This is a genomic window from Variimorphobacter saccharofermentans (genome assembly GCF_014174405.1).
Classification (GTDB): Bacteria; Bacillota; Clostridia; order Lachnospirales; family Lachnospiraceae; genus Mobilitalea; species Mobilitalea saccharofermentans.
Window position 1 is genome coordinate 2,378,276 of the sequence record NZ_JACEGA010000001.1, and the last position, 17,156, is coordinate 2,395,431.

Here is a 17,156-nt window from a genome sequence, read left to right on the forward strand (position 1 = left end):
GTCATCCCCCTTCAGCCCAATGGAATAGTTTTTTATTAACAAGAGCAAAGATACGGTCCGTTATAAGACCTAGTAAACCAATTAGAATGATTCCTGCAAATATGGCGTCTGTTTTAAGAAAACGCTGAGATTTCAAAATTGTATACCCTAATCCCGTGTCGGCTGCAACCAGTTCGGCGCTTACGAGATAGGTCCATGCCCAACCAATCATCATGCGTAATGTTTCCATTAATCTTGGCATCATAGCCGGGATGATAATCTTAAATACTGCCTTTCTTGTATTCGTTCCCAAAGTATAGCCTGCATTAATCAGATCATCCGGTACACTCATCGCATCATCTGCTACCATTAATACCAGCTGAAAGAAGGTTCCAATAAAGATAACGGTTACCTTAGCATTTTCTCCAATGCCAATCCAAACCATGATTAGCGGTAAAAAAGCAGGAACCGGCATATATCTTATGAATTCACATAATGGTCTGATTACTGCCTCGAATTTCTTGAAGGTTCCGGTCAGAATGCCAACCGGAACTCCAAGTATAACTGCATAAAGAAATCCTAAAGTTATTCTGTAGATGCTTATTTTTGAGTTATTCCAGAGTGAGCCATCACTAATGGCTTTGATATAGTAGTTGATTACATTTTGAGGTTTTGGAAGGAATATTTCACTTATAGCCCCGCTTGAGCTCGCTATGTACCATGCAGATAGTATAATGACAAATGATATGATAGCCATTAGGGTATAATTCTTTCTGTCTATCTTTTTTCTGATTTTTATATTGATCATCAATCCGCCCCCTTAATATAAGTATCATCAAGAAGTACACTTACATCCTCCGGCTCTTTTTCTATCATTTTTGTGTCCACCAGAAATTCTGCGGACTTTTCCAAGGTGTAGTTAAGATATGTAAAATCATTTCCCTTTTGGAAGGTTTTCTGGTTCATAGCTTTATCAAAGATAGTAACCCCATCTAACATTACCAAATAGTCTTCATATTTTAATTCTGCTCTATCACATATCTCCTGAATAAAATCCTTATCTCGCACATTTAGCTTATCAACTCCGTCAAACCATGAGTCAACGATTTTTTGTACTGTATCTGAGCTGTTGTTAATTACTTCACTTCTTACTGCTAAGGTGTCTGGAATCAATCCAGGCTCACTCTTTGTACTGTAAAGGAGAATTCCGCCCACCTGAATTGCTGTTGATAAAGTTGGTTCCCAAAGCACTGCCGCATCAACACTCCCGGCAATAAATGCAGGACCCGCATCATTAATTGTCATATTAGTAAAATCAATATCATCTATAGTCATCCCATTATCATTAAGTATCTTCAGAAGAAACATATGCTCCAGGGTACCTACTTCTGTAGCTACTTTTTTGCCTTGTAAATCTTTGATAGAATTAATTCCTTCCTTGACTACTAAACCATCTGCGCCATATGAATTATCATTTACAAGAACTATCTTAAAATCAACTCCCTCATTTAATGGAGCAATTGCATCTGAACCAGCAATACAGATCCCATCCACCTGTCCAGAATAGAAGGCCGTTAAAGAATCACTATATACAGGGAAGAATTTGATCGTTACATTGACACCATTATCTTTAAATATCCCTGTTCCATCTATACCATACCATGCATACCAGCCTGACATGGGACTTACTCCCAGAATAAACGGATTATCTTCCGTACCTTTTACCAGAGATTGACTTGTTTTCTGAGTGCTCTCCGATTTAGGGGAACTGCTGCACCCTACACAGACTACTAACATAACTGTTATCAAACTAAGACATAATATTTTCTTCATCATAATCATCACCATCACCTTCTTAAGTTTATTAAATAATTGCATCATTTTCTTTTTCGCCTGTTCGAATACGAAATGCATTTTTCGCAGGCATTACAAATATTTTTCCATCACCTGCCTGATTTGTTTTATTCACCTCTACAACGGTATCAATAAGGCACTGGACATCTTCATCCCTTACATACATCTCAATCATTCTTTTAGCAACAACTCTATGTCGTATTTCACTGTCATCATTATCCATATCGTACTGAACCGGTTGCTTTCCTCTTCCTACAACCTCTTTGACAGTCATGGAATGAAAGCCTGCATCAACAAGAGCCTGTTTCGTTTTAAAATACATTTTGGGACGCAATATAATAACAACTTCCTTCATGTGTTCCTCCCTTCTACCACTGGTATTGGCTATCTTTATAATCTGTTTTCTCCACTGCTTATCGTAACTGCCCTTTCCACATCTGATATAAATATTTTTCCGTCTCCGTAAGTACCGTTTTTACCTGTCTTTGCTGAATCTGCAATTATCTTGATAACCTTTTCCTCATCTTCATCATTTACAACAATCATAATCATTTCTTTTGGGATTTCATCATAATAGGTAACCCCGACTTTTAACCCCTTTTGCTTTCCTCTTCCCAATACATTCATACGAGTAGCCGCTGAATAACCTTTTTTCATAAGTGCATCCAGTACATCCTCCACTTTTTCCGGTCTTATGATAGCTTTTATCATTTTCATCATATTTTCCTCCATTCCCCCTTATATCGGGCAACTAATATTCTTGTAGCATTTATAAAAACAGGATCTGCATCCTAGTTGTATTACTCGTTAAAGCGGTTTCTGAACTAAAAACTATGACTATCAGAAATATCTTCTGCATTTTCTACTCCATATGGTTCGCATATAAAACCATTAACCCACCTGCCGTCTTCCAATTCTATTTCACCAATCGAAAGCGGCGATGTTACCTGTTTCATGAATATACCAAGGTTAGCAACCGGAATATCATATACATCTACTTCAATATAGGTTCCATTCTTTTCATCCCTTACCATTCCTGGTTTCACAGGTGTTGAATTAAGCTTGTACAGCTTGTATTTATCAGTTGTCTTTGCTTTCTCTGTAAATACTGCACCTTGTACGGTTAACTGGTTCTCTAATAAATATCCTTTTTTATGCAGACCACATACTGCAATCGGTATGGTTTCAGAATGAAGAAATGTATCTGCGGTTTTAAGAACCAAACCTTCTGAATCAGCTAATGCAAAAATAGTAATTCCAAATGGAATATCGTTGTCATCCTGTTTTTCAGGAATTGCAATTGCAGATAAATCTAAAAGATTACAATGATTTGTATATAAGCCCATCATTTTGTTTGTCTCAATTGGGTTTTCTCTCACCTCATCTCTGTAGAAAGTTCCTCCAACGGTCGGCATGATAAGTACAGAATCCTGTAGTATTTTGTCTGCCTTTACTCTATAATCCTGAAGAGTATGGATTGCTTCGAAAAGTTTGGCTGCCGTATACTCCCTTTTTTCGCCTGCACGAAGGATTTCCTCTGTTACCGGAAAAGTCTTTCCAGGATTATTGTGAATGAACTTACCTAAATCTTTCCACCGTTCTGCTACCCAAGGGCCTTCATATAAAATTGATGCTGCTTTTTCAAATATTGTGTAATCAATATATTCAACCGGAATTCCAAGCCTTTTAATACGATTTATGGCATTTTCCCATTTTTCTTTATAGATCTTAGCAAACTTTCCAAAGAATATCGGTCCTTCGCTTGGTAAGAGTATTTTCCTGGGTTTTACTGGTATAATCCGCGGTAATCTCCTAGACCAGCTGCAATCTTCATCAAATTCTCTAACTAATGAATTTACTAATATTACATCCTCAAGAGTATTCGTAAATACTGATACACAGTCAATACTTGCACAAGCAGGCACAACTCCTTTCGTAGACCATGCTCCCAGTGCCGGCTTATATCCAATCAGACAATTTAATGCAGCCGGTACTCTCCCAGAACCAGCAGTATCCGTTCCTAGTGAAAAAGCCGCCATTCCAAGTGCTACTGCTACGGCAGAACCGGAACTGGATCCTCCACTGATAAGCTCCGGATTCAATGCATTATGACATTCACCATATGGGCTTCTGGTGCCAACAAGGCCAGTAGCGAACTGATCCAGATTGGTCTTCCCGACTGGAATAGCCCCGGCACTTATTAGTTTGTCAACTACAGTAGCACTGGTTTTCGGTATATATTCATATTCTTTACAGGCTGCGGTGGTGGGAACATCTTTAAGATCAATATTATCTTTTACTGCGAAAGGGATCCCCCATAAAGGAAGCTCCTTGGTATATGGTGGTAATGCATCAATATATTGCTTCATCATATCCATAGATGGCTTTACAATCCATATATTATAATCTTCATACTCCTTCGCCCGACGAATTATTTCATTTGCTAATTCCAAAGGACTTAATTCTCCCGATTCGTATCTCTTTTCTATCCATGCTATTGATAACTTTTTAGGAAAATATTTCATGAGATGCACTCCTTTATTCTACCTTTATACACGCTACCAGCTGTCCGCTGTTTACCTGTTCACCGGGATCCATGTATAGCTTTTCCACAATACCGTTGTATTTTGATTCGATTGGGAATTCCATCTTCATACTTTCAAGTATTACTAAGATATCTCCCTCTTTCACTACCTGCTTCTCTTTGACCTGTACTTTCCATACACTTCCGGGGAGACTGGCTCTTATCACTTCACAGCCAATCGGAATATCCTCGTCAATAAATAATGCTTCTTCTTCTGTTTCTGACACATAATTATCAAGACCTTGCTCTTTCCATCTCTGACGCTCTGCTTCAAAGGAGGCTTCCTGATGTTCCTTGAATGCCTTAATGGACACTTTGTTATCTTCAAGGAATTTTTTATATTCTCCAAGATTGAATGTCGTATCTTCAATTTCTACTTTGAATTTTCCTCTTATGAAATCTTCTCTGTATTTGAGAATTTCTTCTGCCGAGACGGGATAGAACTTCAATTGATCAAAGAAATTTAAAAACCATGGTTTCTTTTTGGTAAAGTACTCTGTCTCCTTTAGCGAATTCCACATTTGAATGGTTCTTCCTACCAATTGGTAGCCCCCGGGGCCTTCCATTCCATAAACACACAAATATGCGCCACCAATTCCGACTGCATTTTCCGGAGTCCAAGGTCTGGCCGGATTATATTTTGTTGTCACCATTCTATGTCTTGGGTCAATGGGGGTAGCGACAGGTGCGCCCAAATATACATCTCCCAGACCCAATACAAGATAGTTCGCGTTAAATACGATGTTTTTGACATCATCAAGGCTGCTAAGGCCGTTGATTCTTCGAATAAACTCGGGATTACTAGGGCACCATGGAGCGTTTGAACGGACTGTTTGTTGATATCTCTCGGCCGCAAGTCTGGTCTGCGGGTCATCCCATGACAAAGGCAATTTGATAATTCTTGAAGGTACGGTTACATTATCAAGTTCAGGTAATGCTGCATTGACCTTCAACACGATATCTACTATTTCTTTCAATGATATCTGATCAATATCAAAATGAATTTGAATTGAGCGAATCCCTGGAGTTAAATCTATGATGGGAAGCCTCATTTTTTCCAACTCCTGCATTAGTATATGTACCCTAAAACGAAGGTCGATATTAAGTTCCATTTGCCCGAACTCAACTAATATATTCTCTTCTCCGTCAAGTCTTACCGTAATATCCGTATCAGCTACATTATCCCTTGCAAGGATGGCATATTCTGCATCTAAGTGTACCTGTTCAGGAAGCGATACCACCTTGTAGTTTTGATTTATGTTCTCTTCTACTGCCTTCCTTATGACTTCTGCCTGTTCCAGAGTTAGCAGCTGAAAACGTACTTTATCGCCGGGATGTAACTGTCCAAGCTTCCATAGTTCACCCTTTGCCGTAGTTACCGGACAGACAAATCCACCAAGGCTTGGACCATCAGGTCCAAGCAGTATCGACTGATCACCTGTTAAATCCAATGTGCCAATTGCATACGCATTATCATGGATGTTGGATGGGTGTAACCCTGCATCACCTCCATCCGTTCTAACCCATTGAGGGATAGGTCCATTTAGTCTGATACCAGTTCTGGCACTATTGAAGTTAACTTCATATACAGAAGATATTAATGTCGTTAAATATTCGGAATGCAGATACTCCGATGTTGGTTGAGGTCCCAGTATTACTCCTATGGTCCATTCATTGGAAAGTGTTGGCCTGTACATATCAGGTACAGATTCAATAGAGTCTATTAGACAATTGTCGTTTACCCTTATCACATCACCAGTTCTCAAGGCCCTGCCGTTATGACCGCCAAACTTACCATCAATAAATGTAGAACCACTTCCCATAATCTTAGGTACATCAAGTCCACCTGCAATAAGTAAATACGTACGCATACCTTTATTACATTCTTTAAATTTTAAAATTTGCATCGGTGCTGCATGAATAACCTGATACATGCTAATTTCTTCACCATCCAGTGTAGCATGCATATCAGCACCAGTAATACAAAAGCTCATCGTAGTTCTGAAGCGATAACTGCCACCTTTATATGTCAGTTCCAGTCCCGCTGCATTCTCAGGATTTCCCAGAAGCTTGTTACCAATTCTAAAGTTATAACTGTCAAAGGGTCCACAAGGGGGAACACCAACGGACCAATATCCGATCATTCCGGGATAATCCTGAACTGTGGTCTGAACACCGCCATCTAATACTTCAATCGCCTTTTCTTCCGGAATAAAATCATTTAGCATTCCAGTAAATAAAGAGCCTTCATTATAAACCTCTGTTTCAATAAGAGCCTTTAAATACTGCATATTTGTGGTAACTCCGTATACCCTTGATTCGGTAAGTACGCGTTTCATTTTATTGATGGCGTCCTGTCTGTCCTCTCCATGAACGATGAGTTTCGCTAACATGGGATCATATAAAGAAGTAACCTCAATTCCCTTTTGTATCCATGTATCTATTCTGGCTAACGAATCAAAATGTAAGTCATCTATTTTTCCTGTACACGGTCTGAAACCATTGATGCAATCCTCAGCATATACTCGAACTTCAATTGCGTGTCCTTTAGGATTGTCTACCAACATTTTTAGTCCTGTTAACTCTCCAGCTGCTTCCTTTATCATCCATTCCACTAAATCAATACCCAAAACTTCTTCTGTGATGCCATGTTCAACTTGAAGTCTGGTATTGACTTCGAGGAAATAGAACTCCTGCGTTGCTTCATCATATAGAAATTCTACTGTTCCTGCATTCCGATAAGAGGCTTCTTTCGCCAAGCTTTCCGCTGCATCATACATTCTCTCCCTGACGCTATTATCAAACCTGGGAGCAGGACTTTCTTCCACCACCTTCTGATTTCTTCTTTGTACTGAGCAATCACGTTCACCTAACGCTGCTACTTCACCGAATTCATTACCAAATATCTGCACTTCCACATGTCTGGAACGGGTAATATACTTCTCAATAAATACACCTGCATTATTGAAATTGGCTAATGCTAAATAGCGTACTCCCTCATAGGCCTGTATAAGCTCCTCAGAGGAATTACAGATACGCATTCCTATTCCACCGCCGCCTGCAGTACTTTTTAATATAATCGGATAGCCAATTTTCTTTGCATTCTCTAATGCCTCTTCTAATCCACTTAAAAGTCCTGTGCCGGGAAGCAAAGGAACTCCGGCTTTTTTAGCTAATTCTCTAGCCGAATGCTTTAATCCAAACAATTGAATCTGCTCATGGGTAGGACCAATAAATTTGATTCCCTTTGACTCACATTCTCTGGCGAAATCTGTATTTTCACTTAAGAAGCCATAGCCGGGATGAATTGCCTGAGCACCCGAACTAATAGCGGCATCAAGGATTTTACTGGTATCCAGATAGGTTTCCTTTGCTGTTCCTTCTCCTAAGAAGATCGCTTCATCTGCATTTTCAACATGAATACTATCCTGGTCTGCTTTTGAATACACAGCCACACTTTTTATACCCATTTTCCTTAACGTTCGTTCTATCCTTACTGCTATTGCTCCACGATTTGCAATCAGCACTTTACTAAACATACGAATTACTCCTTTTCAATTTATATCATTTTATCCACCACTCAGCTGATTCTTTCTATCAATATCAACTATGAGCATTAATGATGAGGGTAATATTTTATACCGGATCCCAGATGATAAGTCTTACCTGGGTTGGGTTATATGCATTACATGGGTTATTTAACTGTGGACAGTTACTGATTAATACCATTGTCTGCTCTAAGGCTTTCATTTCCACATACTTTCCCGGTGCAGATACTCCATCATCAAATTTCAGGCCACCCTCTTTTGTTACCGGAACGTTCATAAAGAAGTTTATATTTGGAGCTAAATCACGCTTCTTTAAACCGGTAGTATCATTTGCAAGCTGTAACATAAAGCTATCACGACAGTTGTGCATATATAGTTTTTCTCTGTCATAACGGACTGTATTGCTCTGAGATGAACAGGCTCCACCAATGGTGTCATGACGTCCTGTCAAATCCGCTGTTATTTCCAGTAATGGTTTTCCTGATTCGGTTCTTAATATACTGCCCGTGGTTAAGTAAATATTCTTCTGCATTACAATCGTTGTTACTGCTCCGTAATGATCTTCGGGATTTGTCATATCATAAAATGTGGTATCCACTGCCTGATTACCTTCCAGATCAATAATCCGAAGACTTTGTCCCGGGTTTAGTGCATGCATCCAGCCTAGCCCTGCATCAAGTACTTGATCATAAATAGCATCTTCTATCTTTAAATCACTTTCTTTTTTTATAAATCCATACATATTTAAATCTCCTATCCATGATATTTTTCTGGTTTTTAATACTGTAATCAATATTCCTTTTATCTGCCTAGTAAATTATAATATTCCCATGTGTTTTCAAATGCTCTGTAATTCTCTGGCCTGTGATTGACACATTCGTCCAATAAATCTGCTTCCGGAGCATCATAAACTTGTATTTCGACAGGTACTGCAGGATAGAAAGTCGTTTCATTTAATGGATTCGGTGTGTTGGAAAGAATAATTATGACATCCATCTCACTTCTGAGCGTTACAGTTGAGCCTTCCTTGCAATGTCCCTGTTCATAATGCATGCTACCATCTTCTTCTACATAAACTTTTGAAAAAAGATTAACGCATGGGACTAAGTCTCTTGTACTCATGTTATTTCTTATTAATTCAACTTTGAAATTCTCTTCCCCACATCTAAGATAATCATTTCCCATGTCCTGGTATGTGGTCTTGCCATATTTTGCGTCCGTCATAGCTCTTGTGGTATAACCCGAAATCGTATCATGCCATCCAAGACTGTCCTCCACAATACTTGCCATAACACGTCCATTATCGCTCATTAAGACATTTCCCTTTGTTAAATGTGCTGTAAACTGGGCCTTCAAAGTATCCGGCATATTATATCTTTCAGAGGTATCGAACATGTTATATAACAGCATTGATACATTTGCATCCTGTCCCATAGCTCTAAAACGAATATATTTATTCCTGCCGATATTTCCTGACCATTTTTCACCTGGTTTTAGTATCTTACTCCATTTCTTTTGCATAATTTCCTCCTTCTGATACAAGATTGCCTTATTATCTGACACTGCACTAAATAGCGAAAAGGTGCAAAGACTTGTAATCATACGTCTTTGCACCTTCTGTTTTGATAAGCAGGTTAATATGTCTGCCTATCACTTACGTTATTATTTAATATTTTCCTATATTAAGCGTTCGTTAAAAATTATGCAATTATCCATAATTATGAAAATTATACCATATCTATAGAACTTATTACTTCTGTAATACCACTTAAGTTCTATTTCCTATAACTAATACCTCTCAATTATCAATCTTTTCAGATAAGTATGCAAGTAACTGGGTTCTGCTCTTTACATTAAACTTACCATATATATTATAAATGTGTTTCTTAACGGTTGATATGCTGATCATCATCTCATCACTGATATCACTATTCGCTTTTCCCTGCTTAATCAAGCTGGTAACTTCTTTTTCCCTATCTGATAAATTGTATTCATTATACAGTTTTTCTAATTTGCTCTCCTGATTTTCCTCACTATTACTATCATTCAGCAAATTATATATGATGTTGGCAAGGTGTTTTTTTAATACTCCTAATATGTAGATATCTTTATCTGTAAAATCACCTAATTCCTTATTTCTGAATAAATTTATGATACCAATTAATTTTCCATATCTCACTAGTAGAATACCAGCTCCATACGGTATTTTGAGTGGCATTAGAAAGTGTCTGTAAAACTCGGTTTTTGTTCGTACCCCTTCTTCTATAATATCAGTATCACGATACACTGTAGTCTCTGTAATAATATCATACACATATGTTAAATAATCTTTTTCATAGAAGTAGTTGATATATTCATGCTTTTTTTGTTCATCAAATCCTATAAAAAAAGATTTATCATTTATAATGCTCTGATTTTTATCCAGTACAACAAAATATCCATTAGAATATGGAATGAGCATGCGAAACATTTTCAATAGCTTTTCAGCCATTATGTCGATATCTTTAATCGTATAGATTTCCAATAAAATACTATTAATTGTATTCCACTCTGTTTCCTTAAGCATACTGAACCTCCACATTTCTAATATTTTAATTACAAAGTAAATTCGTTCAAAAAAGGACAAGGGAGTACTGCCAGAACTCCTTTGTCCTTTTTTTAATGCTCTATTTATATAGTTGTAACACATTCATCTATAAGATGTAAATAGATATCATTTGCAAATCTAATTCTTATTTCGTACTTTATTATTACGCATTGATAATAGACATCATAACAATATTATGAAACTCACGACCAAAAGGATAACAACGTAAAACCCCTTCCTTCTCATAACCGTTCTTTTCAAGCACACGAATAGAGGCAATATTTTCCACCATAACAAGACCTTGAATGCGTTTAAGTTTCAACTCATTTAATTATTCTTTCTTCTTATTGGTAACCAATACTCTACTTTATTATTATCGAAGTATACTTCCATTTCCGGTCCATTATCATGCTCATATAAATTATTATTCGGCAGCCATTCTTTCCAAGCATACATCTCACTTTCCAATAATGAATCAACGCCAGTACCATCACTTGAAAATATTGCCCATTCATATGGCTTAACTTTATATACTTCATATTTCCCCTGATTAGATACCTCATCAGTCTCTACCGCTATATAAAAATAAAAACTTCTGATATTAGGATCTTTTTCTGTGCATGATAGCCCTAGAATTGTACTTTTCGTACAACTGTTTTCTTTATTTTTGCTAAACTTCATTATTCTTTCTACTTCACCATGTTTGTAGCTTTTTTCCCAAAACTCTCCAAACACTTCATTATCAGTTCCTGGTATCCATGTCTTAATACCAATAATATTGAATGCTTCTTTGCTTTCTAAGCGCACTGTAACCATTTTATTCTCCTTCCATTTCCTAAATAATGATGAAACGCCAATATCGCGCGCTAACATTGGCATATGTCCCCTCAAGCTTCATATTATCATAGCTAATTGATAATCACCTAGCATTTGATGCACCAAAATTATCATGAACCACACATATAATCAATGGATCATTTCAGCCTGGACCCTTAACTCATAAAAATACTTAAGCCATACAGGTTGTTGTGGAATGGAAGCCTTTATTTCCTTTAAAGTTCGTTTACCCACTCTTCGATCGACTATTGCTAATAATCGAATAAGAGGATTTTCAGAAAATAAGCTTTCTCTGATATTGGAATTTAAGAATTCTTCAACAGCATTCTTTATAACCTATAACATTGGACTTATATTATCCGTAATCATGATGGCTATACGCGGATGTGTTGAGGTGTTAAATCTTGAAATATCCTCTATGATTGATTCTTCCATATCTGGTATCGCTGGAATAAGTCATATTATTATGACAATAGCTTATATTTTATTCTTCCTGATGTTGCTTAATAGAATCAATGATGCTGATAGTAAGAAATAGAATATAAATATGACTGATCCCCCTTTTATTGGACATCCAGTGAAAGGGGGATTTCATATTAGTCTGCACGTCATCATACAATGCATTATAATTAAAATATGATTATTCTGTTCAGTTTATCCACTTCTGATGGTATCTTCTCTATGATATAATCGATAAATGCTTTATTTATATTCAATGTTTCCATTATTTTGTTAGTATATATGAATGTGGTATTATTTCCTAATAGTCTTTCATAGTAATTGGTACTGATGGAATCTGCCAGGTGCATTATTCTTACCTCATCGACATTCCGATTCGCCAGCATAGGAGTATGATGAAATCCAACTATATCTAAGATCTCATCTGGTAACCCCCACTCTTTGCAGATCCAACTGCCAATCTCTGCGTGTGTTATTCCATCTAAAACTATTTTTTCTGCTATTAACTGATGAGTTCCTTTTAAGTGCATTTCATTAATTTCATCCAAATAATCTGGTAAGCAAATATCTAATACAGTAATACCAATATCATGTATTAACCCATATGTAAACATTTTATCTTTGTCAGATAATTTTGTTTCAGCAGATATCATATATGCCGCCATCGATGTAGCTAAGCAATGCTTCCAATATTTCTTATTATCAAAAATCTTTGTTCTTCCATTCTTATCTGGTATCAATAACCTTGTAACATATGCAATTATAATGAGAGCAGAATTCTTAGCCCCAAGATAATTTATAGCCTCTTTGATCGTTTGTATCTTTTTCTCAAGTTTCGAAATGTAATTCAATTCCCTGATGAGAACTGTCTCGAGCTCAGGAAAGCGAGAGAAATACTCAACACATAGGTTCAAGTCATAATCATTTGGCTTTGAAAACATATTCACTATTTCTCCAAAGTCTTTCGGTATTTGGGGCAAGTTTTCTGAAGCTTTAATCAGTTTTATTATGTTATGCTGATCCATAAATATCCCTCCCGGTATTTTTGCATATGCAACTTTTGTAAATTACTCATATTTATTATATACTACCTATTTTTACTAAGCAAATATAAATAATACTTTTGCCGCAAAAAGTACTTATCAGAAATAGATAACCGCATATTTACTTGGTATGGATATCAATATGTCAAAATAATATAGGGCTATTACATCCAGTTAAGCCTTCCTATAAAACGAATTTTCTCAGTACTTTTCTTGATTTCACCAATTTCATAACAACTATAGAATTTATTAACATGAACTTTCACCTGCTGTTTTGCCTCCTGTGGTACTACCAGAATAAATCCTACCCCCATATTAAAGGTTCGAAGCATTTCACTATCATTTATTTTACCCTGTGTCTTAATGTACTTAAATATCGGTAATATTTTTATCAGGTCTTTGTTTATCTCGGCGCATAATCCATCTGGGATTATTCTGAATAGATTTCCTTCTATTCCGCCCCCTGTAATATGTGCCATACCTCTGATACAGTCTTCTAAGAATAGTCCTTTGATTGCCTTATAATATGGTGTATGGGGCTTCATAATCTGTTCAATAAATGTGATATTATCGATTTTATCCAGTTTTACTTGTGGCATTTTCTCCATTAATAACCTTACAAGTGAATAACCATTGGTATGTAAACCATTTGAAGCAATGGCAAGCACTGCATCTCCCTGTTGGATGGAAGAACCATCAATCACCTTACTTTTATCTACGATTCCAGCAATGCTTGATGTTAATACATAGACACCCGCTCCTACAACTTGGGGTTGTATAGACGTCTCACCTCCCACAAGAGAACATTCATTTTCTCTACAAGCCTCAGAGATTCCTTTTACCAGTGATTTAATGGTATCTTTTTCTGCATTTCCACATACGATTGTATCCAATACAGCCAGAGGTTTCGCCCCCATAACTACAATATCATTTACTAAATGATTAATCATATCATGGCATATAGATTCCGTGTAGCCATACTCCATGGCTAGCTTTTGCTTTGATCCAGGCTCTTCTGATTTCAAAACAAGTACAGGTTCCTTTATATCGGGAAAAGCAATGTCATATAATGATGCAAATGGACCGAGTCCGTTCAGAACTCTGGAATCCTTAGAATTTATATACATAGACATCTCACTCTTAATAGTATCGGTATATGATATGTCAATGCCCGCCTTACTATAGGATAATTCATCCGCAGTCTTTTCGTTCCCAACCAGTATCTCATCTACGGTAACGCCCAATTCTATTGCCAAATCATATAATATATCTACATTAGGGTAGGCAGATCCATTCTCCCATTTAGAAATAGCCTGAAAGCTAATACCTAATTTATCTGCCAGCTGTTGCTGGGTTAGTCCCACTTCTTTTCTCTTTGTAGCTATATATTTTCCCACTTTTACACTATCCAGCATTCTTTCTACCTCCAGTTTTTCTTATATTAATGGTATCATTCAGGCAAAATAGATTTCAATAACCAGTTATTCGAGTTTGCGTATATAATTCAACCAATGGTAGAAAACAAAGAATAACAATAAACTTTTCTGGACTAAAACTACTGATTATTAATAAAATCTATAATAAGCTTATTCACTTCCTCATACTTTTCCTCATGAGGTAAATGGCTGGCTTCATCAATTATCATCAATTCTGAATTCTTAATTCTATTTGCATATTCGTATGCCATACTTACTGGCAGAACATTGTCCTGCTTTCCACAAATTATCAGTGTTGGTAGCTCCATAGTAGAAAGTTTTTTATCTGTTATGCTCCAATCGAGATTTCTTTGATAATTAACCTGTGCCCGGAGATTTTGTGCTCATCTATATTATTTCTAAAGGAATATAACCAAGCTGCACCACCATGTATTAATATCAAAGGTTCTCCTTCCCCTTTTTGAAGGTAATGAATTTTACATCCGTTGATATCAATAAAATCCGTTTTATTCTCTTTTAAATACTGTGACTCATAGTTATATTGTTTGCCTGGTGGAATTATGTAAGCACAGACAAGAACATCTAATGTAAAAAGCAAAAAGCATATAAAAATAATCAGAAACAGCCTTTTCTTACTTTTCATGGTAACCTCCATAGTATTCTAGTTCTATAATAATACATAATTTATATTTATTTGTAAATTAAAATCCAATAAATGATATCCACCTCTGACAGATTTTATCATATAGACATAAAATACTTGCATTTTGTGTTTAGCCCATAATCATGAGGAAGCGCAATACATCTTCACAGATTTTATAAAAAAAATTAGCTACAATTTAAGTTCTATTATACAATGTCGATTAGATCTTTTATCTATAGATGGTGGCGTCATATAGTCACCATATAAATTAGTCAAATAGTCTTTATATCCTTTCGGAGCCTTAAATAAATGTCCTTCAAATTCCAGTTCCTCAATTTGAGATATCCAGGTGAACCTTATTACTTCTTTTTTATATCCATATGACCCGCCAACAGCTACTACATACTCTGTCTGCTTCTTGTTATATCTTTTTGATATTGCTTCATATTTTTCTTTCAGTTCTTTGACCCCTAACCCTTTAACTTTTTTCTTTAACATAGTATAAATCAGTCCTTTTATTCCTTTAAATTTAAATGAGATTTGATATATGCATTGTTCTAGTATCAGGTGCTGATAAAACTTTAACCAATATTCCTGCATTAGTCTTAGCGCTTTATTATATGGAACATTATCAAATGGAAAAATATCAATAAATATTCCAGGATGGCACTTTACATCCTTGGCATTTTTTTCAATATACTTCGTTTTATTCTTTCTAATTTTTGCATATGGCAAGCCATACCCGGATGAAGTATACCAAGTCTCCAAATAATATATCTCTTTTAAGTCCTTTGCTGCCAATTTAATAAATCTATTGTAGTCGTTTCTGAGCATACCTATATCCAAGTCATCGTCCCAGGGTATAAAGCCCTTGTGTCTGACAGCTCCAAGTAGTGTTCCTGCTATCATAAAATATTTAATATTATATTTATCACATATTCTCTTTACTTCATTTGCGATCTCAAGCTGAACCTTATGTACGCTTTCTAATTGCAGATTATTCATAACTCATACCTAACCCACTTGCGTTCTTATTATTAAATTATGATTCATATTCTCCTCATGTGATAGCATCGTCACAGTGTCTTGGTTCAGCCATGTAGTCATATATAACATTCTGTAAATGAAAGCATATTCAATGTACCTAACGAATCTCCCAAATAATAATGAAAGCCTTGAGGCAGTACCTCAAGGCTTTCATTATTATTTGTAGGAGTGAGATCTTTTAGAAACCCACTTCCTTTATTGCTAACACAAGGTTTCTTCCATAGATTTCCGATCCAAGGGCATTGGGATGAAGATTATCCAGAAAATATTCTGGTAAATGAGGCACGAGCTTAAAGCCTTCCACTACCGTTATATTAGAATACTTTGAGCAAATCTCCTTCGTCTTTTGGCAGAACTTTACAAGTGTCTCAAATTCATCAGGGAAATCCCCTCTCCAGATTGGTGTGATGCAAAGTACCGGCTTGTCACCATATACTTCTGATAATCTTTCGTAATATTCCTCTATATCCTTCATACTTTCAGTTCCATATTGATTTGTTCCCAAAGAGATAATGATTTTATCCGGAGAATAACCTTCCATTTTTACAAGTACGTTTTTATCATAGATGTATCCGCCAATTCCCTGATTGATTATATCATAATTAAGTAGGCGGTTTGCCACGCTAACATAGGTATGTGCAGAACGTAATGGGCCATACCCCTGTGTTATGGAATCTCCCATCCACAAAACCTTCTCCTTCTTTTCCACAGGAAGCAGTTCCGCATCACTCTCACAATTACGTATCAGAATGGTTGCATCAGCCGGCAGATAAACTATGGCTTTCTTTTCCCCGGCAGGCATATCAAAGGATATTCTCCCCTCTTTCTGCATATCCTTTACGTAATATATTCGGGTTATCAATCCATCAATAGCAAGCTCAATGGAGTCCTCCGAACCCACCCAAATGAATTTATACTCGAAGGAGAATTTAGTTGCCGTTGTACGAAACTCTAATGTCTTGGCACTGGATGCATTACACCGATCATACCAGAAGTCACTACTTTCCTTAAAATACTGCATCTGCTGCTGTGTATACTGAAAGGACTGTAAATATCCGTCCTCAGTTTCACAAAAGCTATATGCTCCGTAATAAATCTTCTTCAGCTGTTCATTTGATAGTTTCATATAATATCCACCT

18 protein-coding genes are annotated in these 17,156 nt (G+C 36.5%); 1 reads left to right on the top strand and 17 read right to left on the bottom strand.

Annotated elements, in window-relative coordinates; translation table 11 throughout:
* Window position 1: 1 nt before the first annotated feature.
* From H0486_RS10460 to H0486_RS18865, 11 genes are all read right to left on the bottom strand, one after another.
* Window positions 2-787: an ABC transporter permease gene (locus H0486_RS10460; protein ID WP_228352953.1), complete on the bottom strand. Its 786-nt coding sequence runs from the start codon at window positions 785-787 to the stop codon at window positions 2-4.
* On the bottom strand, window positions 787-1,860 hold the full coding sequence (locus H0486_RS10465) for an ABC transporter substrate-binding protein (protein ID WP_228352954.1): 1,074 nt from the start codon (window positions 1,858-1,860) through the stop codon (window positions 787-789). Before H0486_RS10465 ends, H0486_RS10460 begins: the two co-directional genes overlap by 1 nt.
* Window positions 1,844-2,188 (bottom strand): P-II family nitrogen regulator, encoded by a 345-nt coding sequence (locus H0486_RS10470; protein ID WP_228352955.1) that lies wholly within the window; start codon window positions 2,186-2,188, stop codon window positions 1,844-1,846. The genes H0486_RS10465 and H0486_RS10470 overlap by 17 nt, the downstream gene beginning before the upstream one ends.
* Window positions 2,189-2,223: 35 nt before the next feature.
* Entirely contained in the window at window positions 2,224-2,553 is a 330-nt protein-coding gene (locus H0486_RS10475) for a P-II family nitrogen regulator (protein ID WP_330594489.1), read from the bottom strand.
* A gap of 104 nt (window positions 2,554-2,657) precedes the next feature.
* Window positions 2,658-4,358, bottom strand: coding sequence for an allophanate hydrolase (atzF, locus tag H0486_RS10480; protein ID WP_228352956.1), 1,701 nt, complete (start codon window positions 4,356-4,358; stop codon window positions 2,658-2,660).
* Window positions 4,359-4,371: 13 nt separating this feature from the next.
* Window positions 4,372-7,956, bottom strand: coding sequence for an urea carboxylase (uca, locus tag H0486_RS10485; RefSeq protein WP_228352957.1), 3,585 nt, complete (start codon window positions 7,954-7,956; stop codon window positions 4,372-4,374).
* Between the two features lie 97 nt (window positions 7,957-8,053).
* Window positions 8,054-8,707, bottom strand: a complete 654-nt coding sequence (locus H0486_RS10490; RefSeq protein ID WP_228352958.1) for an urea amidolyase associated protein UAAP2 — start codon at window positions 8,705-8,707, stop codon at window positions 8,054-8,056.
* A 59-nt stretch (window positions 8,708-8,766) separates the two neighbouring features.
* Window positions 8,767-9,486, bottom strand: coding sequence for an urea amidolyase associated protein UAAP1 (locus tag H0486_RS10495; protein WP_228352959.1), 720 nt, complete (start codon window positions 9,484-9,486; stop codon window positions 8,767-8,769).
* Window positions 9,487-9,763: 277 nt separating this feature from the next.
* Window positions 9,764-10,531 (bottom strand): helix-turn-helix domain-containing protein, encoded by a 768-nt coding sequence (locus H0486_RS10500; RefSeq protein WP_228352960.1) that lies wholly within the window; start codon window positions 10,529-10,531, stop codon window positions 9,764-9,766.
* Window positions 10,532-10,879: 348 nt separating this feature from the next.
* Window positions 10,880-11,431, bottom strand: a complete 552-nt coding sequence (locus H0486_RS10505; RefSeq protein WP_228352961.1) for a GyrI-like domain-containing protein — start codon at window positions 11,429-11,431, stop codon at window positions 10,880-10,882.
* An 87-nt stretch (window positions 11,432-11,518) separates the two neighbouring features.
* Window positions 11,519-11,722: an SF0329 family protein gene (locus tag H0486_RS18865; RefSeq protein WP_456300802.1), complete on the bottom strand. Its 204-nt coding sequence runs from the start codon at window positions 11,720-11,722 to the stop codon at window positions 11,519-11,521.
* Between H0486_RS18865 and H0486_RS10510 the strand changes: the two genes are divergently transcribed.
* The gene (locus tag H0486_RS10510) at window positions 11,688-11,927 is read left to right on the top strand and encodes a DUF2871 family protein (protein ID WP_456300803.1); all 240 of its coding nucleotides are present in this window, start codon (window positions 11,688-11,690) and stop codon (window positions 11,925-11,927) included. The genes H0486_RS18865 and H0486_RS10510 overlap by 35 nt on opposite strands.
* A 91-nt stretch (window positions 11,928-12,018) precedes the next feature.
* Here H0486_RS10510 and H0486_RS10515 read toward each other — a convergent pair whose 3' ends face one another.
* From H0486_RS10515 to H0486_RS10540, 6 genes are all read right to left on the bottom strand, one after another.
* Window positions 12,019-12,873, bottom strand: coding sequence for an HDOD domain-containing protein (locus H0486_RS10515; protein ID WP_228352963.1), 855 nt, complete (start codon window positions 12,871-12,873; stop codon window positions 12,019-12,021).
* Between the two features lie 182 nt (window positions 12,874-13,055).
* Window positions 13,056-14,306, bottom strand: coding sequence for a phosphoribosylformylglycinamidine cyclo-ligase (purM, locus tag H0486_RS10520; RefSeq protein ID WP_228352964.1), 1,251 nt, complete (start codon window positions 14,304-14,306; stop codon window positions 13,056-13,058).
* Window positions 14,307-14,446: 140 nt separating this feature from the next.
* Window positions 14,447-14,635, bottom strand: a complete 189-nt coding sequence (locus tag H0486_RS10525; RefSeq protein ID WP_267023706.1) for an alpha/beta fold hydrolase — start codon at window positions 14,633-14,635, stop codon at window positions 14,447-14,449.
* Window positions 14,636-14,655: 20 nt separating this feature from the next.
* Window positions 14,656-14,970, bottom strand: coding sequence for an alpha/beta fold hydrolase (locus H0486_RS10530; protein ID WP_228352965.1), 315 nt, complete (start codon window positions 14,968-14,970; stop codon window positions 14,656-14,658).
* Window positions 14,971-15,159: 189 nt separating this feature from the next.
* Window positions 15,160-15,975, bottom strand: coding sequence for a LicD family protein (locus H0486_RS10535; protein WP_228352966.1), 816 nt, complete (start codon window positions 15,973-15,975; stop codon window positions 15,160-15,162).
* Between the two features lie 220 nt (window positions 15,976-16,195).
* Window positions 16,196-17,143 (bottom strand): SGNH/GDSL hydrolase family protein, encoded by a 948-nt coding sequence (locus H0486_RS10540; protein ID WP_228352967.1) that lies wholly within the window; start codon window positions 17,141-17,143, stop codon window positions 16,196-16,198.
* Window positions 17,144-17,156 lie beyond the last annotated feature (13 nt).